This is a genomic window from Methylomonas sp. LW13 (assembly GCF_016865255.1).
Lineage (GTDB): Bacteria > Pseudomonadota > Gammaproteobacteria > Methylococcales > Methylomonadaceae > Methylomonas.
Window position 1 is genome coordinate 2,339,413 of the sequence record NZ_CP033381.1, and the last position, 25,779, is coordinate 2,365,191.

General features: G+C 53.7%; 18 protein-coding genes. 13 read left to right on the forward strand and 5 right to left on the reverse strand.

Annotated features, from left to right (window positions below; all coding sequences use genetic code 11):
* The first annotated feature begins 186 nt into the window (after nt 1-186).
* Nucleotides 187-1,296, forward strand: coding sequence for an NAD(P)H-dependent oxidoreductase (locus tag JL719_RS10565; protein WP_084153262.1), 1,110 nt, complete (start codon nt 187-189; stop codon nt 1,294-1,296).
* Entirely contained in the window at nt 1,293-1,793 is a 501-nt protein-coding gene (locus JL719_RS10570; protein ID WP_051669919.1) for a GNAT family N-acetyltransferase, read from the forward strand. The genes JL719_RS10565 and JL719_RS10570 overlap by 4 nt, the downstream gene beginning before the upstream one ends.
* A gap of 51 nt (nt 1,794-1,844) precedes the next feature.
* Here the strand turns inward: JL719_RS10570 and JL719_RS10575 are convergent, their stop codons facing one another.
* The 3 genes from JL719_RS10575 to tatA all read right to left on the reverse strand — a co-directional run bounded on the left by JL719_RS10575 (nt 1,845) and on the right by tatA (nt 6,771).
* Nucleotides 1,845-3,062, reverse strand: coding sequence for an efflux RND transporter periplasmic adaptor subunit (locus tag JL719_RS10575; protein WP_033156408.1), 1,218 nt, complete (start codon nt 3,060-3,062; stop codon nt 1,845-1,847).
* Nucleotides 3,063-3,068: 6 nt separating this feature from the next.
* A complete protein-coding gene (locus JL719_RS10580) occupies nt 3,069-6,245 on the reverse strand; it encodes an efflux RND transporter permease subunit (protein WP_033156407.1) in 3,177 nt (1,058 codons plus the stop codon).
* Between the two features lie 298 nt (nt 6,246-6,543).
* Nucleotides 6,544-6,771, reverse strand: a complete 228-nt coding sequence (gene tatA / locus JL719_RS10585) for a twin-arginine translocase TatA/TatE family subunit (RefSeq protein WP_033156406.1) — start codon at nt 6,769-6,771, stop codon at nt 6,544-6,546.
* An 819-nt stretch (nt 6,772-7,590) separates the two neighbouring features.
* Between tatA and JL719_RS10590 the strand changes: the two genes are divergently transcribed.
* Complete coding sequence (locus JL719_RS10590) at nt 7,591-8,667, forward strand: sigma-54 interaction domain-containing protein (RefSeq protein ID WP_051669917.1); 1,077 nt, start codon at nt 7,591-7,593, stop codon at nt 8,665-8,667.
* Between the two features lie 58 nt (nt 8,668-8,725).
* Here JL719_RS10590 and JL719_RS10595 read toward each other — a convergent pair whose 3' ends face one another.
* Nucleotides 8,726-9,193, reverse strand: a complete 468-nt coding sequence (locus tag JL719_RS10595) for a cupin domain-containing protein (protein ID WP_033156405.1) — start codon at nt 9,191-9,193, stop codon at nt 8,726-8,728.
* A gap of 175 nt (nt 9,194-9,368) precedes the next feature.
* Nucleotides 9,369-10,808 (reverse strand): aryl-sulfate sulfotransferase, encoded by a 1,440-nt coding sequence (locus tag JL719_RS10600; protein ID WP_201799030.1) that lies wholly within the window; start codon nt 10,806-10,808, stop codon nt 9,369-9,371.
* 142 nt (nt 10,809-10,950) lie between these two features.
* Between JL719_RS10600 and JL719_RS10605 the strand changes: the two genes are divergently transcribed.
* The 10 genes from JL719_RS10605 (at nt 10,951) to JL719_RS10650 (ending at nt 25,751) form a co-directional block, all read left to right on the forward strand.
* The gene (locus JL719_RS10605; RefSeq protein ID WP_165385950.1) at nt 10,951-11,094 is read left to right on the forward strand and encodes a hypothetical protein; all 144 of its coding nucleotides are present in this window, start codon (nt 10,951-10,953) and stop codon (nt 11,092-11,094) included.
* Between the two features lie 342 nt (nt 11,095-11,436).
* Nucleotides 11,437-14,553 (forward strand): TonB-dependent receptor, encoded by a 3,117-nt coding sequence (locus JL719_RS10610; RefSeq protein WP_225893091.1) that lies wholly within the window; start codon nt 11,437-11,439, stop codon nt 14,551-14,553.
* A gap of 330 nt (nt 14,554-14,883) precedes the next feature.
* Nucleotides 14,884-17,640, forward strand: a complete 2,757-nt coding sequence (locus JL719_RS10615; protein ID WP_225893092.1) for a TonB-dependent receptor — start codon at nt 14,884-14,886, stop codon at nt 17,638-17,640.
* Nucleotides 17,641-17,714: 74 nt separating this feature from the next.
* Nucleotides 17,715-18,674 carry an SMP-30/gluconolactonase/LRE family protein gene (locus JL719_RS10620; RefSeq protein ID WP_033156403.1) on the forward strand — a complete coding sequence of 320 codons (960 nt, stop codon included), beginning with the start codon at nt 17,715-17,717 and terminating at the stop codon, nt 18,672-18,674.
* A 533-nt stretch (nt 18,675-19,207) separates the two neighbouring features.
* Nucleotides 19,208-19,714, forward strand: coding sequence for a rhodanese-like domain-containing protein (locus JL719_RS10625; protein ID WP_051669915.1), 507 nt, complete (start codon nt 19,208-19,210; stop codon nt 19,712-19,714).
* Nucleotides 19,715-19,779: 65 nt separating this feature from the next.
* Nucleotides 19,780-22,116 (forward strand): DUF1549 and DUF1553 domain-containing protein, encoded by a 2,337-nt coding sequence (locus JL719_RS10630; RefSeq protein ID WP_129871384.1) that lies wholly within the window; start codon nt 19,780-19,782, stop codon nt 22,114-22,116.
* Between the two features lie 104 nt (nt 22,117-22,220).
* Entirely contained in the window at nt 22,221-23,684 is a 1,464-nt protein-coding gene (locus JL719_RS10635) for a DUF1501 domain-containing protein (RefSeq protein ID WP_033156402.1), read from the forward strand.
* 354 nt (nt 23,685-24,038) lie between these two features.
* Nucleotides 24,039-24,425, forward strand: coding sequence for a hypothetical protein (locus JL719_RS10640; RefSeq protein WP_033156401.1), 387 nt, complete (start codon nt 24,039-24,041; stop codon nt 24,423-24,425).
* Nucleotides 24,426-24,435: 10 nt separating this feature from the next.
* Nucleotides 24,436-25,026 (forward strand): peroxiredoxin, encoded by a 591-nt coding sequence (locus JL719_RS10645; RefSeq protein ID WP_033156400.1) that lies wholly within the window; start codon nt 24,436-24,438, stop codon nt 25,024-25,026.
* A gap of 2 nt (nt 25,027-25,028) precedes the next feature.
* Nucleotides 25,029-25,751 carry a c-type cytochrome gene (locus JL719_RS10650; protein WP_051669914.1) on the forward strand — a complete coding sequence of 241 codons (723 nt, stop codon included), beginning with the start codon at nt 25,029-25,031 and terminating at the stop codon, nt 25,749-25,751.
* Nucleotides 25,752-25,779 lie beyond the last annotated feature (28 nt).

A 25,779-nucleotide genomic window follows, 5' to 3' on the forward strand; every position in this document is an offset into this window, starting at 1 on the left:
GGGTTTTGCTTTATGACGGTTTGGATTTGGCTAAGCTTGCAAGTAATCCAAGCAGGTCGATGATTTTTAGAAATGGCCCCGCCTCTTTGTATGGCATGCGAAAATCAACGTCATTATTAAGCCGTGCCAAGCGATCTATTATTGCTTGCCATTACTTTTCCCTGACATTCCACACCTAGCTTTGCCATGAAAATACTGGCTTTATCCGGCAGCTTACGGGCTGTGTCCATCAATTCCGCCGTGCTGAGGGTCGTAAAACAGTTGGCACCGGCTTCGATTGAAGTCGGTCTGTTTTCCGGGCTTGGCGACTTGCCCTTATACAATCCGGATTTGGAAAACGCGCCGCCGGCCGTTGCCCTGCAATTACGCAACGAAGTGGCCTCGGCGGATGCCTTGCTGATCGCCAGCCCGGAATATGCCCACGGCGTCACCGGCACCATCAAAAATGCGCTGGATTGGTTGGTGGCATTCGAGGGCTTTGTGGACAAACCGGTGGTGGTATTGAATGCATCGCCACGCGCCCATCACGCCGATGCCGCGCTCCGGGAAACCTTGGTCACCATGTCGGCCACGCTGATCGAAGTCGCCTCGATCGCCTTGCCGCTGCCGAGCGCCAACATTGGCGGAGCGGAGCTGTTGGCGATGCCGGAAATCGTTTCACTACTGACCGGCGTATTAACCAAAATCCAACGCAGGGTAAAGCTGTTACCGGATATGAAGTCCTTCCTGGGCTGCAGTGTTTATATCGACAGCCAACATCCGGCTATCGTCGCTCAAGCCGCCAAGTTGGCGGAGGGCTGCGCCGATGAGGAAGCCATCGCCAAACGCTGTTTCGAGTTCGTGCGCGACGAAATCAAACATAGTTGGGACTACCGGCTGAACCCAGTGACCTGCAAAGCCTCAGAGGTGTTGATCCACGGCACCGGCTACTGTTACGCCAAAAGCCATTTGCTGGCGGCACTGCTGCGCGCCAACGGCATCCCGGCCGCGCTGTGTTACCAACGCTTGACGCTAGACGGCGACCAGCCGCCTTATTGCCTGCACGGTTTGAACGCGGTTTACCTGCCGCAACACGGTTGGTACCGGATCGATGCGCGCGGCAATAAGCCCGGTGTGAACGCGGACTTTTGCCCGCCGCTGGAGAAATTGGCGTTTCCGATTGTGAATTCCTTTGAACAAGACTTGCCCGACATCCATGCGGAACCTCTAACGGCCGTCATTAAAGCCTTAACCGAACACCAAACCGTCGAGCAGGTTTATCAAAACTTGCCGGACGTTGCCGCTACCGAGCAATGACGACAAACTCGCCGTTGATCATCCGTACCGCCTTAGCGACCGATGCCGAATGCGTCAGCCAACTGATTGGCAGTGTTGCCAACCGTTGTACGATTTCCCCAACGGGCGACGGTGCCGAGTTGTTTTATTCGAGCATCAGCCCGCAAGCGATTGATTGTTACATCGCCGACGCTAATATCCTTTATCTCGTCGGTTTGCTAAACGGTAAGCTGGCCGGTGTGGTTGCAGTTCGCGATGCCCGGCATCTTTTTCATCTGTTTGTGGCGCCTGACTGCCAATACCAAGGTATCGGCACGGCATTGGCGTTGCGCGCCATCACCTTATCGTTGGCCGCATGCCCGTCGGAGACCTTCACGGTGAATGCCGCGCTATCCTCCGTGCCGTTTTATGCTCGGCTGGGATTTCAGCCGCTGGGGCCTAAGATAGAGGACAAAGGCGTGGCATTTGTGCCCATGCAATTGCCAAGCTCAGCGCTAAACGCCGCATCGTGGCGATGATAGCCATTTCTCTACCGGATGGCCCGTCCTGCCGCGGACTGCTGGAATATTTCATGATTTGCCGGCGGTTTTGTCCTTGGCTTTCTCCGCCTGTTTTTGTTGGGCTTCCACCACGCCCACGGTTTCGCCTTCCACTAACAGATCCGAGGGGCTGGCGACCAAGGTATCGCTGGCCGAGATGCCTTCCAATATTTCCAGCTCGCGGCCAAAATCGCGGCCCAATTTTACCGGACGAAACGCCACACGATGTTCCGCATCGACCACTACCACATGCGAGCCGGCTTGATCGATCACCAATACATTAGCCGGCACCACCAAGGGGCTGGATTTGCCGGCAACGTTGATGGAGATTTCCACGTAGGAACCGGGCAGTAACTTACCGTCCTTGTTGGGCAGAGTAATGTCCACCTGCCGGGAACGATTGACCGGGTCCAGAGCGCCGGCGACATGATCCACATGGGCGCTCACCGGCTTGCCTTGGGAATCCAGGACTCTTACCGAGACTTCCTGACCGGCCTTGATGTCGTCCGCGTAGACTTGCGGCACCCAAACCGTCAAGCGCAACGGGTCCGTTTGCGTCAAGGCAAATAACTCCTGACTGCCTGCGACGATCAAGCTGCCGACATCCACCCCCCGACGGGTAATCACGCCGGAAAACGGGGCAACGATGCGCCGGTAGCCTTCGATATTTTCCAGGCGCTTGACATTGGCTTGCGCGGCGGAGAAATCGGCTTCGGCTTGCAGGAACGCGCTGCGTTTTTCGTCAAATTCCTGTTGGGTGCCGCTGTCGGTGCCGTTCAATTGCGTCCAGCGTTGCAGGGTGGTGCGGGTCAGTTCCAATCGGGCTTTAACTTGAGCCAGCGCGGCGCGCGATTGTGCTAATTCCTGTTCCAGTTCGGGCACGTCGATGACCGCCAACAAGTCACCTTTCTTAACCTGATCGCCTATGGTCTTGTGCCAGACGCTTAAGTAGCCGTTGCTGCGCGCATAGAGTTGGGTTTCGGTGTTGCCACGCAAACTGGCAGGCAATACCAATTTGCGGGTCGCCTCGCCCGGCCTTGAATGAGCGGCGATGACGCTGCGCTGCTGACTCGCCGCTGTTTGCGCCTGCAAGGTTTCCGCTTGCTGCAGGTTTTGCGCCAGGCGCCAGGTGCCGGCCAGCAGGAGCAATAACAATAGCCCCAAACCCAGCCGTTTTACTACCAGCAGGGTGCGGTGCGTATGGTCGGTGGATGGTCGCGCAAAGGGTGATGAAGGGATGCTATTCATATGATTTTAGGGAGTTACAAAGGTTGTGCGATGCGAAAGTCGGTGCGCCAGCCAGCGATGAGTGCCGGCAAACACCAGCGGCACGAACAGTAAAGTAGACACGGTGGCAAAGGCCAGGCCGCCTATCACCGCGCGGCCCAGCGGTGCGTTTTGTTCGGCGCCTTCGCCCCAGCCGACGGCCATCGGCAACATGCCGACGATCATCGCAAAGGCGGTCATCAGCACCGGTCTGAGCCGGGTAGCCGCTGCTTCCAACGCTGCCGTCACCGGCGGTACACCTTCTGCCAGACGGGTGCGGGCAAACGACACCAATAAAATGCTATTGGCGGTGACCACGCCCATGGCCATGATGCTGCCGGTCAAGGCCGGGATACTCAAAGTGGTGCCGGTCAAAAACAAGGTCCAGGCGATGCCGGCCAGCGCGGCGGGCAGGGCGCTGACGATAATCAGCGGGTCCAGCCAGGATTGGAAATTGACTACCAGCAACAGATACAGCATCACAATTGCTACGGCCAAGCCGGCGCCCAAACCGGTAAACGAACTTTTCAGAGTTTCGATCTGGCCGCGCACGCTCAAATCGACGCCGCGCGGCAAATGGCTGCGGCTGTCGGCTACCAGCGTCTCGATTTTCCGGCTTACGGAACCCAGATCGCAGCCTTCAACGCTGGCGTAAATATCGAACACATTATTGGCGTTGTAATGCGTTACCGCGACCGGTAATACGGTGCGTTTCAATTTGACCAGATTGCCCAGTAATTGCGGTTGGCCGTTACCGCCGCCCACCGGCGTGCGCATCAAGGCGTCCAGATTGTCCAAGTCCAGCGGATTACCCATCACGCCGATATTCACCGAGTTACCGTTGGCCGGATTTAGCCAGAACGACGGCGCGGTCTGCATGCTGCCGCTCAGGGTCAGCAACAGGTTTTGCGCCAGATCGCGGGCCGACAAACCCAGTTGCTGTAATTGCTGGCGATTCATTTCCAAGTCCAATGCCGGCCGGTTCATGCGCTGGTAAATATGTGCATCGACGATGCCGGGAATTTGCCGCAAGCGATTTTGCAAGGCGATGACCTGCGGCATCACCTCGTCCGGCTTGCCGCCGATGAACTGGATGTCGATAGGCGCCGGTACACCGAAGTTCAGGGTCTGGCTAACCTGGTCGGCAGGTTGGAAGAAAAATTCCAGGCCGGGAAATTGTCCGGGCAGTTCTGCGCGCAGGCGCTTGATATAGTCGGCGCTGGGCGCGTGGTCGCCCGGACGCAGTGAAATCATGATCTCGGTGTCGGCGGTTTCCACGGTGCCGGAATTGCCGAACAAGGTGTTACGGGTGCTGTAGGGGCCGCCGATGATGTCGAGCAGATCGGCGATTTCTTCGGCGGGAATGATGCCGCGAATGACTTTTTCCACCGCATCGATGTGTTGCGGCATCTCCTCAATGCGGGTGCCGGAAGGCGCACGGACATGCAGGCGAATCTGCCCGGCGTCCACCGCCGGAAACAAATCTTCTCCCAATAGCGGCACTAAACCCAGCGATGCCAGGCAAAAGCCTAAAATCGCCGAGCTGTAACGCAAACGGTGTTTCAGCAAGTGGCTGGCCAGGATCAGATAGTGGCCGCGAAACTGTTCGAAGCCGCGCTCGAAGGCGTGATGCAGACGTTGAAAGCCCCGTGCTAGCGCGTTGGTCGGCGGTGCATCGGTATGGCCGTGATGGCCGGACATGACATACATCGCCAGCGTCGGCACCAAGGTCCGCGATAACACATAAGAGGCCAACATCGCGAACACCACCGCTTCCGCCATCGGCACAAACAGGCTACGGGCCACGCCGGACAGGAAAAACATCGGTACGAACACGATGCAGATGCAAAGCGTGGAGACCAGCGCCGGCATCGCGATTTCCGCGGCTCCGTCCAGGATGGCTTGATGGGGGTTCTTGCCCAGCAGCATTTGCCGCTCGATGTTTTCGATTTCCACGGTGGCGTCGTCCACCAAAATCCCCACCGCCAAGGCCAGGCCACCCATCGTCATTAGATTGATGGTTTCGCCGACAAGATACAAGGCAATTAGCGAGCACATGATAGACAACGGTATCGATACCGCGATGATGCAGGTGGTGCGCCAGTTGCCCAGAAACAGCAAGATCATTGCGGCGGTTAAGCCGGCGGCGATCAATGCTTCGTGCAGCACGTTGCCGATGGCGGCTTTCACGAACAGCGATTGGTCGAACATTAGCCGCGTGTTGATGCCTTCCGGCATTAGGTCGAGCATTTTCGGAATGGTTTGCCGGACGTGTTCAACCACTTCCAGCGTCGAGGTGCGACCGACCTTGAAGATCGAAGTCAATATGCCACGCTCGCCGTTTTGCCGGGCAATGGTCGTAACCGGTGCGGCGCCGTCGCGCACCGTTGCCACGTCGCGGACCAGCGTTGTTACGCCGTTCACGGTGCGGACCGGCAGGTCGGCGAGCCGGGGTATCGCCGCCACCGCGCCATTCAGGCTGACGTCGTATTCGTTGGTGCCGATTTTTACGGTGCCGGTGGGCAGGATCAGGTTTTGCGCGGCCAGGGTATCGTTTAAATCGGCGGGCGACAGGCCGCGCGCCAACAGGGCCGCGGCGTCGACATCCAGCGTAATCTGCCGGCTTTTCGCGCCGAACGGATTCGTCATCGCTACGCCGGGTTTGGATTGCAATGCGGTTCTGGCGATATTATTCACCAGATCGTTGACATCGGTTTCCGGGACGACGCTACTGGAAATGCCCAACTGCACCAACGGCAGATCGGCCGCCGAATATTGAATGACTTGCGGCGGTGCCACATTGGTCGGCAGCGAGCGGTAAACCGAGTTGCTGCTGGACATCACCTGGGCGATGGCGGTGCGGATGTCCGTGCCGGGGTGGAAAAATACTTTAACCACCGCCGCCCCGCCGTAAGACAAAGATTCACTGTGTTCAATGCCGTCGATCAAGGCCATGGAGCGCTCGACCGTGGTGGTTAAGCGGTCGGCTATTTCCTTGGCGGTCATCCCGTTGTATTGCCAGAGCATCGCTACCACCGGAATATCGATGGTTGGGAAAATATCGGTGGGCATTTTCCGCAACACATAGGGTGTAGACAATAGAATCAACAGCGCCGCCACAATAAAGGTATAGGGGCGGCGTAAAGCAATATTAACGATCCACATGGATTTCTCGGGAGATCCGATTGGTTAGCGAGGTCTGGCCGGTTTTAAAACTAGCGTTTATCCGGCAAAGGCAATTTAGTGCTTGTCCTAAGCAAGTGCTGTTCCAAACAATCTCCACCGGTTTTTCCAAGCATAGTGTCCTGCATGGGCTTGAGCTTACGTGAGAATCAGCAGCATAATTTTTGCCGGGCAAATGTTCCAAGCTGTTGGTGTGCAAACAGGCGGCGATCAATAGCTGTTGCTATGGCAGCAGGGCGCGGGTCTAAGCGCGTTCGCCTGAGAACAGCAAGCCGGCGTATCAGGCTTTGGTGCGGTCAGCTTTGCCTATCAAATCACCGGATAATTCTTCCTGATAGAGTTGGGTAATCGCCTTGGCCTCTTCAGCTTCTTCACTTTCCTTTACCGCTGTACGAAATCCCTTGATCGCATCGCCCAAGTCGGCGCCGACATTCTTCAAGCGCTTGGTGCCGAACACCAAGACCACAATCGCTAAAACTACTAATAGGTGGGGAATGCTCAAGCCCATGTTTTGCTCCAAAGTTGAAAGTTGCGGATATTAGATTAAGTCGCTTAATGAGTTTGACTTAGCCTTCTCACGGCGGTCTTCAGCAAGATAAGGGCCAATCTGCCGAGTGAGCACTGGAATAAGCCTAAGTGCCGCTGTGTTCCTGGCATATCAACAACACTGGTTTTAGTTACCGAGTATGGAGGCAGGCGGGTCAACGGCAACTATCCCAAAAAATGCTGATCTACCAGCATTGAATCAGCAAATGCTGCTGGTATACGAACAGGCTGCAACATAGTGGGCATGTTTAAGCAGCGATTTTGGCTGACCGGGCTTGTTGAAAAAGCCCAAGTTCATTGGATTAGCGCGAAAAAACGCAATGTCCGGCCAGTAAAATGCAGGCCTATGAAAATATGTTGAAATATCAACACTAAATCAGCAGATTATGTTGCTGTGGCAACATTTGGGTTTCGCAAAAACCTGTAATCCTTTATGATGTGCTGAAAACACGAAGTGGCATGAACCATGCTTAGAGCCTGGTATCTCGCTGTTATTATCCGAGCATTTTGTCTCCATAACATCCACTTCTGCTGACCGGACCGCCGGAAGCCAGTTTGTCCCCAAAGGACTGCTGGCTTTTTTTTGGCCTGTGCTCAGCGAAAGCGCCGGTTTGTGGACTGACTTTGGACACGGTAAGGCTGATTTTTGTTTGGTGTTTGCGTTTCGGCAGTTAACTTGTGATGCCGCGACGAATCACTATTTTTGACATCTTAGGAAAAGATCTTTCATGGATATATTTTTGAGTAACGGCATCGTTGCTCACAGTACAGGGGAAACCGTATGACATTATTGGCATTTGACGAATTGCAATTACGACAGCTGTCGCACACAGTGCGGGCCACGGCGATGGTGTTCGAGGATCCGGTTTCACGAAAACTGTTGGAGCACATCGAGCGGATCGCGCCCAGCGATGCGACAGTGCTGATCATCGGCGAGACCGGCACCGGCAAGGAATTGGTCGCCAGGCATGTTCATGCACTTAGTAAGCGCGCCAAAGGACCTTTCGGTGCTTTAAATTGCGCGGCACTCAGTGAAAACCTCATCGAAAGCGAATTGTTCGGCCACGAAAAAGGCGCTTTCACCGGCGCCTTGAATACAAAAGAAGGTTGGTTCGAAACCGCCAATAAAGGCAGTTTGTTTCTGGACGAAGTCGGCGATTTACCGCTGGGCTTGCAAGCGAAATTATTGCGGGTATTGCAGGAAAGGGAAGTGGTCAAGGTGGGTTCGCGCACGCCGTCGCCGGTGGATGTCCGAGTCATCGCCGCTACCAATGTTAATTTGGAAGAAGCGGTGGCGGCGTCGCATTTTCGCGCCGACCTGTATTACCGTTTTAACGTGGCGGCGATTCACTTGGCGCCGTTGCGGGAACGGCCGGGCGATATTTTGCCTTTGGCCAGGCACTTTCTGAAAGTCTATGGCGACCGCTTGGGCTATGGTGAAATCAAATTATCGCCTTCCACCGAGCTGGCCTTGTTAAATTACGATTGGCCCGGCAATATTCGCGAGTTGGAAAATGCGGTGCATAGGGCCTTGTTGGTCTGCCCAGGCAATCGTTTGCGTCCGGAGGACTTTAAGTTGTCGGGGGTACGAGTCTCACAGAGCGGGCCCATGGTTTCAACCTCCTCGCTGGAAAGTTCGCTACTGCGCTTGTGCGAACAAGCCCCGCCTAAGTTGTTCGACATTATCGAAGAGACCGTGATTCGCACGGCGTTCGAGTTTTGCGAAGAAAACCAGGTGCAAACCGCGCGCTTGCTGGATATTAGCCGTAATGTCTTGCGGCATAAGCTGGGGTTGTACGGCATGTTGGCTAATGGCCAGCGGAAATTGGCCGTCGCTTATCAAGAAGGCGAAGAGTAATCTTCGCCAAGTTCCTTCCGGCACCTTAGCTGTAGCGGGGTGCCGGCATCGCAATACCTTACTTTGCAGGTGCCGGGGTCGATGTAGCCGGACCGATGCCGACAATCTGTAAAACCGTGTCTTCGTCCTTCGCGCCGTCGTAATGGATTTCGTTACCGTAATGGGTGACGAAGCTGCCCGCCGGTACCGGTTGCAAATGCTCGGGGTCGTAATCGCTGCCGGTGCCAACCCACCAAGTGCCTGAAATCACAGTGATGAAGCGGTCGTTTGGGTGCGAATGCGGCTTGCTGTTGTGATGAGCCTTCCATTTATTCAGCACCACATACAGGCCGGGTTTGTTCGGATCGCCGACCAGTACCGCGCTTTCCGACCCGCTGGGATTTGCGACCCAATTAATTTGGTCCGGCAGCTTGATGGAAATGGCTTTGGGGTCAAGTTCCACGGCTGCCGCAGAGTTATAAGCTAAAGATAACGCGATTGCCAAAGCTGGTAGTGATAACTGCCGTCGAATACGTGCCTGTAACATTTTAATCTCCAAATTTAGGGTGTTAGTGCCATGGGCTTGGGGGTATCCGGTTGTGGAGTGCCAGTTCCTTTTAGCTTAATGGCAGTAACCCGTCTACCAAACATCACGACCGGATACCCCGAAACCCATGGTTTTAAAATTGCATACCGCGTGCCTGGGTTTTTACCAAGTTGTTTTAGGGCTTGTTACTGGCTACCGGTAGCCGAAACTTACTCAAATCAGGCGCACTGACCGGATTCTCACTATGCGGTGTGCCGGCCGGTACCCAGTCATAAGGTACCGGTTGGCCGCGATATAACGAGTTGTTGGCGGTGGCCCGGCCGGTCAAAGCATCCTTACCGGTACGAAAATACGGATTGATATATTCCCAGACTATGTCGCCGTCGGTTGTTACTTGAAATAAGCGTCCACTCTGGCCCTCGTCTATAAAAGTATTCCCGTTAGGCAAGCGGCGGGCAGCGCTGATATGGGTGCTACGAAACGACCAACTAGGGCCTCCGGAACTCTCCCCTGTGTATTGCCAGACAATTTCTTTCTTGATCGGATCGATTTCCAGCACCCGCGAACCGCCGGTGCGCGGCACCGGAGCCGGCGGATACCCGGCGATGCCTTGATTGTCGAATACCAGTAAATTACCGGCGCCGGGCAAGCCTTCCGGGATGATGTGCGCATCGTGCTGAGCACTGATTTGATCGACCGGGCGCGGTACCTTGCGGGCCAGTTGTTCTTCAATGGACGCGGCTGGGTAGTGCGGTCCCAGGTTCCAGACCACTTTGCCGGTCTTGCGGTCGATGATGATTATGAAATTAGCGTTGCGCGCGTCGATCAATAGATTATCGGGATGAAAACGCTGGTCGCCGGCCGCATACCAGGGGTTCGGGCCGACTACTTTTAGATTGTTGACATGCAGGTAATCGGCAATCTCGGCATTGCGGACCAATTTAAGTTCGGCCGGCGTAAAGCCAAATTCCTGCAAATGCTCCGAGGCAACCCATTTCCAAACCACTTCGCCCGCCGGATTGACTTCGTAAATCACGTCGTCCAACACTTGCGGCTGCTTAAAGCCTTTCACCGGATGCACGAGGTTAGCCAATACCACGGTATTGCCGTTGGGTAATCTGGCCCAGTCATGATGTTGTTGCGCGGCACCGCCAGGCGCTTTGTCGCCGAAGCTCCAGACGGTTTTGCCGTCCCCGTCCAGTTCGGCGATGGTTTTGGTGATCTTCTTGCTGATTTGGCCAGGCACTAGATCCGTACCTTTACCCTCAGTGGTTTCCTGCGTGATAAATACATGTCCAAGCTTGCCGCCGTTCACGGCTGGATTAATCAACGTGCTGTGGCTGGCGGCATCCGGCCATTCGTGAACGGAATTGCCGTTTAAATCGATCAGATGGGCGATGTTGTCGCCGCCGCTGAACAATACAAACGAGTTATACGCTTTGCCCGGGTCGTAGCGTGTGGTGCCGGTAGGCAACACGCTTGGTCCTGATAAGGCCGAGACGCTAAGCGCGGTACCCAGCACAATTAACGCCGCTTGCTGCCAGGTTTGGGATTTACGCAATGGCCGGTTTGGTTTGCGGCCGCGTGCGGTTACGGATGGTCTTATTTGGGTCATTGCTTATTCCTTTATGAATGGGCGGATGGCTGTGCTGGTGCTCAAGGATGGCTGTAAGCAATGATCAAGCCAACAATTTTTATTTAATCCATTTGCCTGCCGAAAACCTCCACCTAATAAACTCAAACCCGATAAAGGCCTCGTGAATCAAGGCCTTGCCATCAATGCACCGTTGCTGCCGGGAAATGTTTTCAAGCAAGCCCTGCTGCAAATTGATCCGGAATCTATCGGTTTCTGGCTGAGCTTGTTGAATGGCGGGCAGGCTGCCAGCAATTTGTATTTCTAATTCAACAGATGCCGATCAGGTGCTCAGCAAGGCTGATTCAGGCTAACAACAAAGGCTATTCATACTGTCAGCAGCTGCTGTTTGAGTTTCAGCAGTTTTACGTAAAAACGCTGAGTGATTTTTTGTTTGTTCTCGCTGATTAATAACTTGTAGAAAATTTAAAAAATAAATAAAAACATGTAGTTGTGAATTATTTTCCGAATGTAATTCGCCTGTTAGCGCTATTTGCTTACTGCTGGCATGCCTATTGCCAAATTGATATTAGAGCCGGTTTTATTTTGTTGCCGGCAGAGTTTTGATGTTGGTTCATATCGATTTTTTAACATTTGTTTAGGTGGAATAGTGAGCGATAAATTAGCAAGTGCTTTTTCAGTAAGCGCTACTCGACAGGATGGAGTTCCTCAAGCAATCAGTGCGCGCCGTAGGTTATCGACTTGCGTGGCAATGGCTATCGCCGGGGTGTCCCTGGTATCGGCATTTGACGTGGAAGCCGCACCGAAAAAAAACAGCAAAAGCAAAAGTGTAAATAGCAAAGCGGTTAGCGATTTGGAAGCGGAAAATCAGGCTTTGCGTCAGCAGCTTGCCGCCGCCAAACAACGTGAATTGGAATTTATCAAGCAAGGTGCAATAGGTGCTGCGCCAGCCGGAGCCGCGGTAACCTCTACAGAAACCACTGCCGCGCAGAATGAAGCGCCGGCTGAGGCTTTAGCCAAGAACGACGAAGACCAAAATGAGGATTTGGGTGAAGTGGTTGTGAAGGCCAAACCCAAATTGGCGAAATTACACGAAGTCGCGCAATCGGTATCGGTGGTATCCGGCACCGAACTTAATCGGGAACTGTCCAGGGACTTGGGCGACATCACCCGCCGCGCGTCCAACGTGCAATTCAATCAAAACAACACGCGCGGCGCCTCGCTATCGGTGCGCGGTTTGGGGAAAAGAAGTTTTACGGAAACCCAGGATCCCAGCGTCGGCGTGACGGTGGACGGTGTACCGTATGCCTTGACGCAGTTGGCTAACTTCAGTTTTTACGACGTGGAAGCGGTGGAAGTCACGCGCGGGCCGCGCGGTACCGAGGGCGGCTTGGCCGCAAGCTCGGGTAAAGTGAACGTCACCTCCAAATTGCCGACATTCGCGCCGACAGCGGAATTGTCCGCCGCTTATGGGCAACGGGAGTCCTTGATATTGCAAGGTGCTTTGGGCGGGACGGTGATCGATAATTTTCTGGCCTGGCGTGGATCATTCATCGTCGATAAGGCGCGGGGTTTTTATGAAAACGAATACGACAGAAACTACACACTATATAACCGCGATCGCCTGAGCGGGCGCGCGCAGTTGCTGTTTACCCCAACCTCAAACTTAACGGCACGCTTTATCGCCGACTTCGAGCCGAAGCAACCACAGGTACAAAACGGTTTGACCTTCTATCATGATCAGCCTTTTCGGTTTGCCGACGGTAGTCTCACGGATAGAAACGGCACATCCGCCTACTCCAAACTCAATGGCTATTTCAGTCATAGCAACCAATTTGCGCTGACCGATACCACCAGTCCGGGGGCGATCAGCGCCGTCGGTTCAAGAGCGGCGGCCGGCCAGTACTTTGCCAACAGAGGGTTTACCTATAACGATTATATCGGCGGCGAACAACGCGGCACCGTCTGGTTCGATCAAAACAAAGGCCAAACCGTCAATAACCAGGGCGCAGCGGCGTTAATCGACTGGGAAGTCGGCAATCATGTGTTGAGCTCCAGAACCGGGGTGCGCGAATATCGCTTTGATGCGCACAACGACGAAGGTACGCCGTTTGACATCAGCGTCGATGGCGGCGGCGGGGTTAAATACAATCAATGGACGCAGGAATTTAAAATCGTCAACAAACCGGGCGGCTTTTTGGATTACAAGGCCGGCGTGATCGGTTTGTGGACCAAGGATAATGTGGACTCGAAAGCCGGCTGGGGCGCCGACGCCGGGGCCTGGTTTGCCACCAACGGCCAGTACAATGCTTTATATAGAAACGCCGGCACCAATCGCGGCGCCGGCGAGGCTATCCTGAAAGACCTGTTGCAGGATGCGCGCACCTTCGAGTCTACCGAGATTCGTACCCAATCCGGTGCCATATACGGCGAATCGGATTTGCACTTTACCGACAATTTCACCCTTACCGCCGGGGTACGCGCCACGCATGAAGACCGTACGTCGCGCAACTTTAAGAACATTGCCAGAAATGGCGTTGGTGGCGCCTTTAATCCAGTGGCGGTGCGTGATGTGGCCACCGGCGGTTTTAATTCCGATACGGCGCAGTCGTTTACCGTCGATCAGGATGGCGACGGGGTGATCGACAAAAATCCCGATGGGTCCAATAAAACAGTGACCAACACCTTCTACGGATCGACAAGCAATTACGGAAAACTCAACGCTGCGCAAACCGGCGTGGTAGCCGGCGATACTGTGGTGAACAGCGCCGAGCAAACCGCGCTGGCCGACTCCTTGGCGGCTCGATACTTTGGCGGCTCCAGCTATTCGGCGTTGACCGCCGCGCAAAAAACCATGGTCGCCAATGCCAAAACCTTGCGTGCCTCGCAAATCGGCCGTTTGAATCAAACCGTCGAGGATAACTACCGGGATGTACTGTATACCGCGCAATTGACGCCCAGCTACAAAATCAATGAAGACCTGACGACGTATTTGTCCTGGCAATACGGCGAGAAATCGGGATCGATTGCGCCGGTCAACGGTCTGCCGTTCACCGTCAAACCGGAAGAAACTCATGCCCTAGAGCTCGGTTTTAAATCCTTTTGGCTGGATAAGTCGGTGGTGCTTAATGTCGATGCGTTTGTCATGGATATTAAGAACTACCAGCAAGCGGTTCAGGTGGTGGACCAATTCCAAACCGAAGTCAACCTGGCGCCCGGTGGTTCCGGCCTGACAGCCTACGCCACGACGCAAGGCAACGTCGGTCGGGTGCGGGTGCACGGCGTGGAGTTGGACAGCGTGATCAACACCATTCCCGATTTGTCGATCCGTTTCAACGGCGCCTATAACGTTGCCGAATATCTGGATTACAAAAATGCACCTAAACCCGATGAGCTGGGTTATCTGACCGGGGATTACGTCGATATGACCGGCCAGTATCTACCCGGTGCTTCCAAATGGAACTTTAACGTCGGTGCCGAATATTCCAAGCCGATTTTCGAGAGCAAATACATAGCGCACACCAGCTTTAATACCAACTACCAAACCGAGTTCAATAATAGCGATACCTTATCGGCCTACGGTTGGGTAGGGGATAGAGCCAGAACGGACGCGGCGATCGGTATCGGTACCCGCGACAAGCACTGGGACTTGAGCCTGATCGGTAAAAACATCTTCAACGATAGAAATCACGAAATTGGCTGGAATTCCTATGCGCCGGATCCTTATCCGCGTTGGTTCGGTATTCAGCTAAGCGGGAAAATTTAAGATGGTAGGTTGACCAAAAAACACGCTTGACACCAGTTCGTAACCTGGAAATGAAACTGTTGATTGGCGGGCAGTTAGTCAGCAAAGGCTGATGACCTTTCAACAGTTTTTCAGCTGGCGGCGTTCTCATGATGTTAGCAAGATAGATAAATTGGGTCTTAAAGTTAGTTATTAAATTCAATTGTTTAAATCTCATTAATGGATGGCTAGGCGGATGTTTATCATCCTGTGGCATGGTCGTTGCGTAGAGCGTTACAGAAAGTTCGAATGGCGGACGCCGTCTTGGCGTTGGCTCGAATTGGTTTTTGTAACATTCGCATAGGTGAGATCGTGAAGGAAAATTTAATTGGGAGTCTGTCGGCAGACAGCATTGAATCGGTGAAAGTGCCGCTGCACATTAGCAATCGGCGCGGTTTGTCGGTATGTGTGGCAATGGCTATAGCGGGTGGTTCAATGCTGATTGCTAGCGATGCGACCGCCCAAACGGCGCCGGTGAAAAAAAGCGCGAAAAAGGCCGGCAATAAAGCGGTTGCCGATACCAAAGTGAACGATTTACAAGCGCAGGTTGAACGCTTGAGCCGGGAATTGGAAGCCTCAAAACGGCGTGAGCAGGATTTACTTAAAAGAAGTGTGGCGGCCGCGCCGGCGCCAGGTATTACCGATCCGGCTGCGCAAACCAGTCAGGAGCCGGACAATGTCGTAGCCGCCGCTGAGCCGGAGCCGGAAGAGAAAGCCGACGAGCCGCAAAACCTGTCGGAAGTGGTCGTAACGTCTCGGCGTAAGGAAGAGAAGTTGCAGGAAGTGCCGATTCCGGTGGCGGTAATCAATCGGGAAACGCTGGAGCGGGATAACGTGGTGTCGGTACAAGATTTTTCCCGGCGTGCGCCTAACTTGGGTGTGACCTCGGCCAATGCCCGGCAAACCAGTATTGCTTTGCGGGGTTTGGGCAAAAACAGCGGTAACGAATCCATGGAGCCCAGTGTTGGCGTGATGGTGGATAACGTCTGGCGGGCGTGGGCGGGGGCGGCGTGGGCCAACTTTGCCGATTTGGATCAAGTGGAAGTGTTGCGCGGTCCGCAAGGTACGCTGCAAGGTAAAAACAGCAACCTGGGTTTGCTGAACATTACCACTAAAGCGCCTTCATTCAAGAACAGTTATTACGTGGATGGCTTTGCCGGGGATAGGGATACCCTGCAAGGCAAATTCGGCGCTACCGGTACCATCTTGCCGGGTTTGTTGGCGTATCGCGCTTCCGGGTTTATCGATAAGCGCGACGGCTTTGTGAAAAATTTGGATGTGCATCGCAGTGAGGGGGATTTAGGTGAAACCAATGCGTTGGGCGGGCGTTTGCAGTTTCTGTTTACGCCGAGCGAAGATTTGAGCGCGCGGTTGATTGTCGATAAAACTGCCTCGACTCAAACCATGAGCGTGCAACCCCTCATCGCCGATCCTACGCGCTTTGACGATGGCACTCTGCGAACCACTACCTTCAGCAGCCGGTTAGCCAGGGATTGGTTCAATACCCTGCGAACCAATGGTCAACCGGTGACCGTGATTGGTGATCCTAGAGCGATGGCGAACAACGAAAGGCGCCAATCGCGCGGTGATGGTTCGGGTGTGTCGGCGGAAATAAACTGGGATGTGGCGGGACATCGGTTGACCTCGATTTCCGCTTATCGGGATGCGTTGTTTGAACCTAATCATGATGGCGAGTCAAGTACCGCAGACGTTGAACGGATTTCCGGTTGGACGGTTAAAAATGAGCAATGGTCGCAGGAGCTCAGATTGGCGTCTAAAGACCCTGGACCCATCGATTACCAGTTCGGGGTGTTTGCGATGCGTGCTATCGCCAATACCTTTAATCAACGCCTTTTTGGGGTGGATGCCGGCGCGTTCCATGCCAGCAATAGCCAGTACGCGCTGTTGAATGCCAGCCCAGCGTCCCGGCAATTATTGGCGGCGTCCATGCGCGATACCATGTTGACGCAAAACGTGGTGCCTGCCACCGATAGCTATGCCGGCTACGGTCAGATCAACTGGCATGTCACCGATGATGCGACCTTGACCTTAGGCTTGCGCAATACCTTTGAACGTCGGGAAAACACCGGTTATAGCCGGAATTTGGGCGGTGTGGATTTAGATGCTTTGGGTGCCTCCGTGGGTGCCAATGCCGCGCAGATTGCTGCGGCCAAGGCTATTCGCAGTAACCGTCTGGGTCCGGAATGGGATGCTCCGCGGCAAGGTTTCGATCAGAATTCGCAAAACTGGTTGATTAACCCCAGTTACAAAGTGAATAAAGATTTGATGGTCTACGGTTCGGTGGCCGGCGGTCAAAAATCCGGGGCTGCGCAGTTCAACTTTAACACTGGGGCTACGGAAAACGTCAAACCGGAAGATGTGATGGACTACGAATTTGGTTTCAAGAGCACTTTGCTGGATCGCAAGCTGGTATTCAACGTCAACTTGTATCAAACCGACATTCAAAGTTATCAATCGCAGTTGGTGGCGCCCGATCCATTACGGGCCGGTCAATTCTTGACGCAACTGGGCAATATAGGCGGTATTCAATTACGCGGTATCGAGTTGGAAACCAATTGGGATATTACCCAAGGGTTGAATGTGTTCCTGAACGGTTCGTATAACAAAGCCATTTACACCGACTTTGCCAACGCGCCGTGCCCACCGGAAGCGAATAACAGCGGATATTGCGATCAAACCGGCAAAACCATCCCGAACGCACCGGCGTTTACTGCCAACTACGGGATAGATTACCGGGCGCCTTTAACCTTTGGTTACGGTAACGACTACGGTTTGCAGTGGCATGCGTATTTGATCGACAGCTTTAAATCCGCAGCCAACTACAACGCCAGTTTGTCGCGCTATGGCAAGCAGGACGCCTATCACGTCACCGATGGCGGGATTGGATTGGGTACTAAAAATGGCAAGTACAACCTGGACTTGGTCGGTAGAAACATCTTTGACACCATCTACTTTACCAATGCCAGTAACTTTTCCGGTACCGGCGCGGCGAGTGCTTCATTCGGCGATGCGCGTTACTACGGTGTGCACTTTAGAGCCAAATTCTAATTTGTATACTCGCCGGGCGGCCAGAATGCCGTCCGGCAAACCGATTTATCGAAACATTTGCAAAGGAAATACTTATGTTATCTAAACACTTATATTTACTTGGTTTTGGCGCGTTGATTTACGGGGCGGCCGCTCATGCCGACGACCCGGTTACGCCGGCTATTCCCGGCGTCTCCGCCGGTGGCGTGGTAGCCGAGCTAATCAAGGATGGTTTTAACGGTACGGAAGGGCCGATAGCTTACAGCGATGGCAGTTTATTGTTCACGGAAACCCAAGCCAACAAAATTATACGCATCGGCTTGGACGGTAAAGTATCGACATTTCTGGAAAGCTCCAATGGCGCTAACGGTTTGGCTTTGACGCCGGATGGCGACATCGTCGCGGTACAAACCGTAAAAACCAAAGTTGGCGTAGTTTATCCGGCCAACAAGAAAAATACCTTGGCCGAAAATTATCAAGGCACCGCATTTCAACGTCCCAACGATTTAGTGCGCGCCAGCAATGGCGGTATCTACTTTACCGATAGCGGCACCCGGCCTAGCAAGGAAAATCCCAATCCGCCACCGTCGCATCCCGGCGTGTTTTACATTTCGCCTGGCGGAGATCTTAAACAGCTGGCAACGGACATCGAGCGTCCCAACGGTATTCAATTGAGCAAAGACGAAAAGGTGTTGTACGTCGCCAATACCCAAGGCGAACATATTCTGGCTTACGACATTGCCGCGGACGGTTCGATCCAGAATCGCCGCAATTTTGCCAAACTGGACGGTTGGAAAAAAGGCGAGGACGGTACGTGGTCCAGCGGCGCCGATGGGCTTGCATTGGATAACGACGGCAGATTGTATGTCGCTTCCAATTCCGGCGTGGAAATCATCGGTGCCAAAGGTGAGTTATTGGGTGTGATTCCATTACCCAAAAAGCCGCAAAATCTGGCCTTTGCGGGTATCGATAAGAAAACCCTTTATGTCGTCGGTCGCGGCGCGGCCTACAAAATTCCGTTACTGACTACTGGTATTAGCAGCCGGCCGAAATAGCGCTGTTTGGGTGAAGTACGCAATCGCTTCAACCGGGTTCTTAACATAGCGTCGCCATAGCCAATTTAAGGTCCCACCGCAACCATTCATCAAGCTCTCGTGGTGATAACCTCTAACGGGCAAGGATTGATCCTTAGCCCGTTTTTTTTGTCCGGCGTTTTTGCCGGGCTTCAAGTTTCGCAGATCGGGAGGGTACAAAGTTCCTGCCTGGCCTATCCGCACACTACTTTTCTAAATACCAAACAACGTTAAATGGTTGGCGCGGTGCTAGCCCAGCAACAGCCCGTGTTGCGACCCTGCTGAATTTCCATCAGTTGCTTGGGCTGTGCTTGAATGTTCAGGGATTTATCAAGTGTTATCGAGAGTAGTTTGAAATAAATATCACGTGTTAAATCAATGATTAACAAGCTAGTGATGGTTTTTTATGGCGGATATATTTCGAGTGGCATGCTAGTTGCCTTTTACCAAATGAGGAACCTTATTCAAGCGCGATAAACCGTGCAGTTAGCAACTAATAACAGGAAGACATAGCAATGAAAAACACGACCACAGCGGCTCTTTTGGCTCTGATCTTGGCGGCTCCGGTAGCGTTTGCCGCCGACGCGGACGCCGGTAAAAAAACCGAGGCGCCGGCCGCGCGGCCTTATACCTATAAAACCCCAAAATTGAATCGCGCCGAAATCGATGCCTTGCTCGCCAAGCCTGAGCAAGTGTTGTTTATCGATGTGCGCCGTCCGGATGAAATCAGCAAGATCGGTACGTTTCCGGTGTATTTGAACGTGCAAATCGATCAGCTGGATAAGGTTTTGCCGTTTATTCCCAAGGAACGCTCGATAGTCACCGTTTCCAATCACGCCGGCCGGGCCGGCAAATCCGCCGACTTGCTGGCCGAAAAGGGTTTCAAGGTGGTTGGTGCGATAGGTTCGCAGAACTATGAAGAAGAGGGCGGCAAGATTACCAAAATCGTCCCGCCTGCGCCTAAGCCCGAAGAGCATGCCAAAGATCAAGAGCACAGCAAAGGCCATAAGCATAAAGGTTAATTTCCGAATGAGGTTGGGTTAAGCCCCGGCTTCGTTCCATCAAGCTGTCATTTTGGAGGAATTCAATGAAAATAAAACTATATTGCGCGGTGGTCTGGGGGTTGGCGCTGGCGCTTTCCGATGCAGCCCAGGCAGCAGAGGAAAAGCCGGCTACCGAAGCCGCTGCTCCAGCCGGACAACCGAAGTCCAAGCTCTGGTCATATCAACCGGTCAATGCGCCTGCCGTGCCTGACGTGCAGCAGAAAGATTGGGTCAGAACCCCTATCGATGCTTTTGTGCTGGCACCTTTGGAAGCCAAAGGCATCAAGCCTTCACAGGATACCGACCGCGCGTCGTTCATCCGCCGGGCTACGCTGGATGTGTGGGGTGTCATTCCCACCCCGGAAGAAGTCGATGCGTTTGTTAATGATAAATCGCCTGATGCCTACGAAAAATTGGCGGACCGCTTGTTGGCTTCGCCGAAATACGGCGAGCGCCAAGGCCGTAAATGGCTGGATTTGGCACGTTACGCCGACAGTACCGGTTTTCAAAACGATAACGACCGCTTGAACATGTGGCGTTACCGCGATTACGTGATCAACTCATTTAATCAGGACAAACCGTACAGCAGATTTATTCAGGAGCAATTGGCCGGCGACGAATTGTGGCCGGGCGACGAACAAGCCCTGGTGGCCACCGGCTTCATGGCGCAATTCCCGGACAACAGCAACTCCCGAGACTTGGTACAACGCAAATACCAAATCACCACGGACATTACCGATACCGTGGGCAAGGTGGTGCTGGGTCAAACCGTGGAGTGCGCGCGTTGCCATAACCATAAATTCGACAAGATCAGCCAGAAAGATTATTTCTCGCTACAGTCGTTCTTTGCCAACATCGCGCCGGTAGACAACATCCCTGCGAAGAAAGGCGAGGTGGAAAAAGCCTACGAACAACAGTACGCCAAATGGGAAGAGGCGACTAAAGAGATTCGCGCCAAGAAAAAAGCCATTATCGATACGCACAGGGAAGAGGCACTTAAATATCACAAGGAACGTTATTTGACCGACTCGCGGGAAGCGATCTTTAAACCTAAAGAGCAATGGAACGCTCGCGACCGTTGGGTTAACCACCGTTTGGCCAATGTGACCGACGAAGGTAGCTTGGAATCTTATTTCCGGGAAAAAGGCGAAAGTACCGATGCTAAAACGCGCGATCCAAAAATCGCCGAGCAATGGGCTGAGTTGGAAAAACTGGATAAAGAACTTAAAAAATTCAACGATCTGAAACCGACCACATCCTCCAACACCATTTCGGCGATGACCGAACTGGGTCATCCGGATGCGCCGCCTAGCTATGTATTTGCGGTGGGCGATCACGAAAAACCATTGGAAGAAGTGCAACCGGCGTTCCCGGAAGCGATTACCGATGAAAAACCGGACATCAAACCTTTACCGTTTTCATCCGGTCGCCGTTCGGCGCTGGCGAAATGGATTACCAGTCCGACCAATCCATTGACCGCTCGGGTATTTACCAACCGGATTTGGGACCAGTATTTCGGTAAAGGTATCGTGACCACCGTCAGCGATTTCGGTAAAGCCGGTCAAAAACCGACGCATCCCGAGTTGCTGGATTACCTGGCCTCCAAATTCGTCAACGACGGCTGGAGCGTGAAAAAACTGCATCGTGAGATTCTGCTGTCCAGCGTTTATCGCCAATCGTCGGATTATCGCGAAGACGTGGCCAAAGCCGACGCCGAAAACCAATGGCTGGCAGTGTTTCCACGCCAACGTTTGGAAGCGGAGCAGGTCAGGGATTCCTTGTTAGCCGCAGCTGGCAAGTTGGAAGAGAAAGTGGGCGGACCTAGCGTGTACCCGCCGTTGCCCAAAGCGATCAACACCGCCAGCGGTAACTTCCAAGGCGATCCGGCCTGGAAAACCTCGAAGGATGTGCATGATCAGAACCGCCGCAGTTTGTACATCTTTACCCGGCGCAGTATCCCTTATCCGATCCTGGATTCCTTCAACATGGCGTCGCCGCAGGAAGCGCACAGCAAACGCGAGGTTACCACCACGCCGTTGCAAGCCCTGACCCTGTACAACAGCGAACTGATATTCGACTGGTCTAAATCCTTGGCTGGTCGGGTGATCAACGAGGCGGGTGAAGATGAGGAAGATCGGATCAGCAGACTGTATCAAATCTTGTTTGCACGGCAACCGAAGGATGATGAAAAAGAGTCGCTGCAGGCCTTCTTGAATGAACAGGAAGCCATCATTCGCGCCAAGGCGGCGGATGGCAAGTTTGAAGTGAACGTACCGGCCGGCGTTAAGGACAAGCCGCTGGGTGACCCTGTGAGAGCCGCTGCATTCGTGGATTTGGTCCACGTGGTAGCTAACTCCAACGAGTTCATCTACCGGTTTTAACGATACATACGACTCGGTTTAAGTGGGCGTCTGCCAAATCGGTTGGCGCCTTACCGGACCCGAAGCAGTTGCCGACACAAAATACTATTCAAGAGGTTTAGATAATGAACAACAAATCACGTCGCGATTTTTTAATAAAAACCGGCTATGGCTTAGGCGGCTTGGCCGTCAGCGGCTTTCTGCCCGGTGGTGGCGTCATTGCCACTGCCCTGGCGGACGACCCAGCCCTGCAAGCCTTGGCCGGTGCCAATCCTTTAGCGCCGAAAGCGCCGCATTTTGCGCCTAAAGCCAAAACCGTCATCTGGCTGCACATGTCCGGTGCCCCCAGCACGCTGGACTTGTACGACTACAAACCGCAGTTGGTCAAACAAGCCGGTACCGGTATCCCTGCATCGTTTTTGCAAGGTATCAAAACCAGTACTCAAGGCGGTATCACCAAATTGATCGCCACCAAACGCGACTGGAAACAGCACGGTCAAAGCGGCGCCTGGTTTTCCGATTGGCTACCCAATCTGGCGGAACACGCCGACGACTTGGCGTTTATTAAATCCAGTGTGACTGTTGGTGCGACCCACGATATTTCCATCATGAAGTTGAACACCGGCGGCTTGAACCCTGGCCGGCCAACACTGGGTGCCTGGGTGCAATATGCTCTTGGTTCCGCGAACCCGAATCTGCCTGCTTACGTGGTGTTGTATAACGACAAACGCGAACCACGCGGCGGTGTGACCAACTGGGAATCCGGCTTTTTACCCGCGGTTTACCAAGGTACGCCGTTCCGTCCGGGCAATTCGCCGATTCTGCATTTGAACAACCCGGAATATCTGGCTAACGCGGAAAAACGCCATGCTCTGGACTTGTTGAAACAGATTAATCAACAACATGCGGCCAACTATCCGACCGATAGCGAACTGCAAGCCCGCACCGAGTCTTATGAGTTGGCTTACCGCATGCAGGAAACCGCACCGGAAGCGGTTGACTTTAGTAAGGAATCCGATGCAACCAAAGCGCTGTACGGTCTGAACGATGAAATCACCCGCCCTTACGGCGAGTTGCTGCTGCGTGCCAGACGCTTGACCGAACGCGGCGTGCGCTTCGTGCAAGTCGTATCCGGCCCGACCGACATCAAAGGCGACAGCCGCGATTGGGACGCGCACCAAAACATCGAAGACAACCACAGCAAACATTCGAAAATTATCGACAAACCGATTGCCGGCTTGTTGAAAGATTTGAAAGCCAAAGGTTTGTTGGATGAAACGCTGGTGGTGTGGACCTCCGAGTTCGGCCGCACGCCATGGAGCGAATCCGGCGACGGTCGCGACCACAACCCTTGGGGCTATACCCAATGGATGGCGGGCGGCGGCGTCAAAGCCGGCTACACCCATGGTGGTACTGACGAACTGGGCGTACAAGCCATCAAAGGTACCGAAGTGGATACCTATGACTTGCATGCGACGGTGCTGAACCAGTTGGGTCTGGATCACTTGAAACTGATTTACAAGTATCAAGGCCGTTCGGAACGTCCAACCGTGGTGTACGGCAAAGTGATCAAGGAATTGATTGCCTAAGGTCGGGCTTTAGAGTCTTACCCGAAGGCGTGGCGCTTTCGGGTAAGCGATTCGCCGAGCCGGCTATTAGCCTGGTGTAACGCGAATTTGAATCAATGTGGACATCTCTGAAATTCCTTCTTTATCAAACAGGGCGTTAGGACGACGCTGTCAGGTGAGCGTTTATCCCGGCAAGGAGGCTGGGGCCAATGGACGGCAGACCGGATATCTCCCGGTAATACGCGCAGCCGGGCCTTTGTGGGGGCCTTGGGTGACAGTGTTTCGTCTGAGTCCTGTTTGGAGAAGAGGGAATTTTAGAGATGTTCCGAGAACATTATTTAATGCGGCGGGTAATGCCGCGACAGGGTTAACGATATGCGAAAGACGATTTATCTTTTCGGAATTGGCTTGGTTCTTAGCAGCAGCGCGGTGATTGCCGAAAGCGAATTCGATTTCGAAGAGTTAATGAATGACGTGGAAACCAAAATTCAGGAAGTGCAAAACAATATTGCCGCCAAGGACGCCAACACCGCGGTAACCCAAGCCAAGCAATTACAGGACGAATTCAAACTGGTCGAAGGATTTTTTGCCAAGCGTGGCAATGCCGACGATGCCACGCATAACGCCAAGGAATATCAGGACAAGGCGGCGAATATTCAGAATGCGCTGACGGCCGGCGATTTCGATACCGCTGCCGTTGCCGCCAACGACTTTTCCAAACAATGCCGCGGCGCCTGCCACGACAAATACAAACCCCTCTAATTGAAGCATTATGAAAAACTTATTTTTGAAAAGCCTCCTGCCTGCCGTATTTGCTTTGCCGGTGTTGGCCGCGCTCCCGGAAGGCCATCCAGCTCCGGATTTTCAAGCGCAAGCTTCCTTGGCCGGCAAGGCTTTTAATTACACGCTGGAAGAGGCTTTGAAAAAAGGTCCGGTAGTGGTGTATTTCTATCCATCCGCTTATACCGGCGGCTGTAATGTGCAGGCGCATAGTTTTGCGGTCAATCACGAAAAATTCGCCGCCGCCGGCGCCAGTATCGTCGGTGTATCACTGGACAGCATCGAACGCCTGAACGACTTTTCCGCCGACCCCAATTACTGCGCCAGCAAGTTTCCGGTGGCATCGGATGCCGACGGCAAAATCTCCGGCAATTACGATATTGCCGTGAAAGCCGCCGCGCCGGGTAAAACCGATAGCCGGGGCGTGGAAATCAACCACGGCTTTGCCGAGCGCACGACCTTCGTGATCACGCCGAACGGCAAAATCGCCGCGACCTTGGGCGGCTTGAAGCCGGAAGAAAATGTCGCCAAAGCACTGGAAATCGTGGAAAAGCTCGCCGCTGAGCGACCGAAGGCGAACTAGGCATGGGGTTTTGCCGTTGGCTAAGTGCTGTGTCGCCCGAAACCAAACGCCGCAGAGCAAGGGTTCATTGGCGCCGCCGCAGTCCGTGGCTGGCAGTTAGTACCTTTGCCTTGTTGGCTTCGGCGAAAACCGTATTTGCAGAGCAGGGCGATGAACTTTCTTTGCAACGCATCGGCAACGGCAATCCGGTCGCCGGTAAACAAAAGTCGGCTGACGAACGTTGCCAGGAATGTCATGGTGAGGACGGCAACAGTGGCGATGTCAGAATTCCCAGCCACGCCGGTCAATACGCCGGCTATCTGGTTAAACAGCTCAGCGATTTTAAATCCGGCGCTCGCAATCACGAAATCATGAATGTGATGGCCGCCGATCTGACACAAGAAGACATGGCCGACATCGCCGCATATTTTGCCAGCCAAAAAGTCATGCGAGGCGAGCGGATCGCCGACAATCCGCTCGCTAAAAATTTGTTTGTAAACGGCGATGCGGCGCGGGATTTGCCGGCATGCGCCAGTTGTCACGGCGAAAACGGTAAAGGCAAGGTGGTGGATAACGTCATTTACCCGGTGATAGGTGGCCAGCGTCGGGTTTATCTGCGCAGTCAATTGACCAATTGGAAGCTGGGCGAACGCAAAAATAGCCCGGAAGCCGTGATGAACAAGGTCGCCAAGTCTTTAAACGACGACGAGCTGAATGCCTTGGTCGAATACCTATCGGGCTTGTAAGCAGAGGAGTGTGCCGCCGGAAGCTTAT

Coding starts and splice junctions, on each gene's coding strand:
- JL719_RS10595 (WP_033156405.1), bottom strand. CDS start 9,193: ATGTTACAGGCACGTATTCGACGGCAGTTATCACTACCAGCTTTGGCA.
- JL719_RS10635 (WP_033156402.1), top strand. CDS start 22,221: ATGAACAACAAATCACGTCGCGATTTTTTAATAAAAACCGGCTATGGC.
- JL719_RS10590 (WP_051669917.1), top strand. CDS start 7,591: ATGACATTATTGGCATTTGACGAATTGCAATTACGACAGCTGTCGCAC.
- tatA (WP_033156406.1), bottom strand. CDS start 6,771: ATGGGCTTGAGCATTCCCCACCTATTAGTAGTTTTAGCGATTGTGGTC.
- JL719_RS10600 (WP_201799030.1), bottom strand. CDS start 10,808: ATGACCCAAATAAGACCATCCGTAACCGCACGCGGCCGCAAACCAAAC.
- JL719_RS10565 (WP_084153262.1), top strand. CDS start 187: ATGAAAATACTGGCTTTATCCGGCAGCTTACGGGCTGTGTCCATCAAT.
- JL719_RS10640 (WP_033156401.1), top strand. CDS start 24,039: ATGCGAAAGACGATTTATCTTTTCGGAATTGGCTTGGTTCTTAGCAGC.
- JL719_RS10625 (WP_051669915.1), top strand. CDS start 19,208: ATGAAAAACACGACCACAGCGGCTCTTTTGGCTCTGATCTTGGCGGCT.
- JL719_RS10650 (WP_051669914.1), top strand. CDS start 25,029: ATGGGGTTTTGCCGTTGGCTAAGTGCTGTGTCGCCCGAAACCAAACGC.
- JL719_RS10645 (WP_033156400.1), top strand. CDS start 24,436: ATGAAAAACTTATTTTTGAAAAGCCTCCTGCCTGCCGTATTTGCTTTG.
- JL719_RS10630 (WP_129871384.1), top strand. CDS start 19,780: ATGAAAATAAAACTATATTGCGCGGTGGTCTGGGGGTTGGCGCTGGCG.
- JL719_RS10620 (WP_033156403.1), top strand. CDS start 17,715: ATGTTATCTAAACACTTATATTTACTTGGTTTTGGCGCGTTGATTTAC.
- JL719_RS10580 (WP_033156407.1), bottom strand. CDS start 6,245: ATGTGGATCGTTAATATTGCTTTACGCCGCCCCTATACCTTTATTGTG.
- JL719_RS10575 (WP_033156408.1), bottom strand. CDS start 3,062: ATGAATAGCATCCCTTCATCACCCTTTGCGCGACCATCCACCGACCAT.
- JL719_RS10570 (WP_051669919.1), top strand. CDS start 1,293: ATGACGACAAACTCGCCGTTGATCATCCGTACCGCCTTAGCGACCGAT.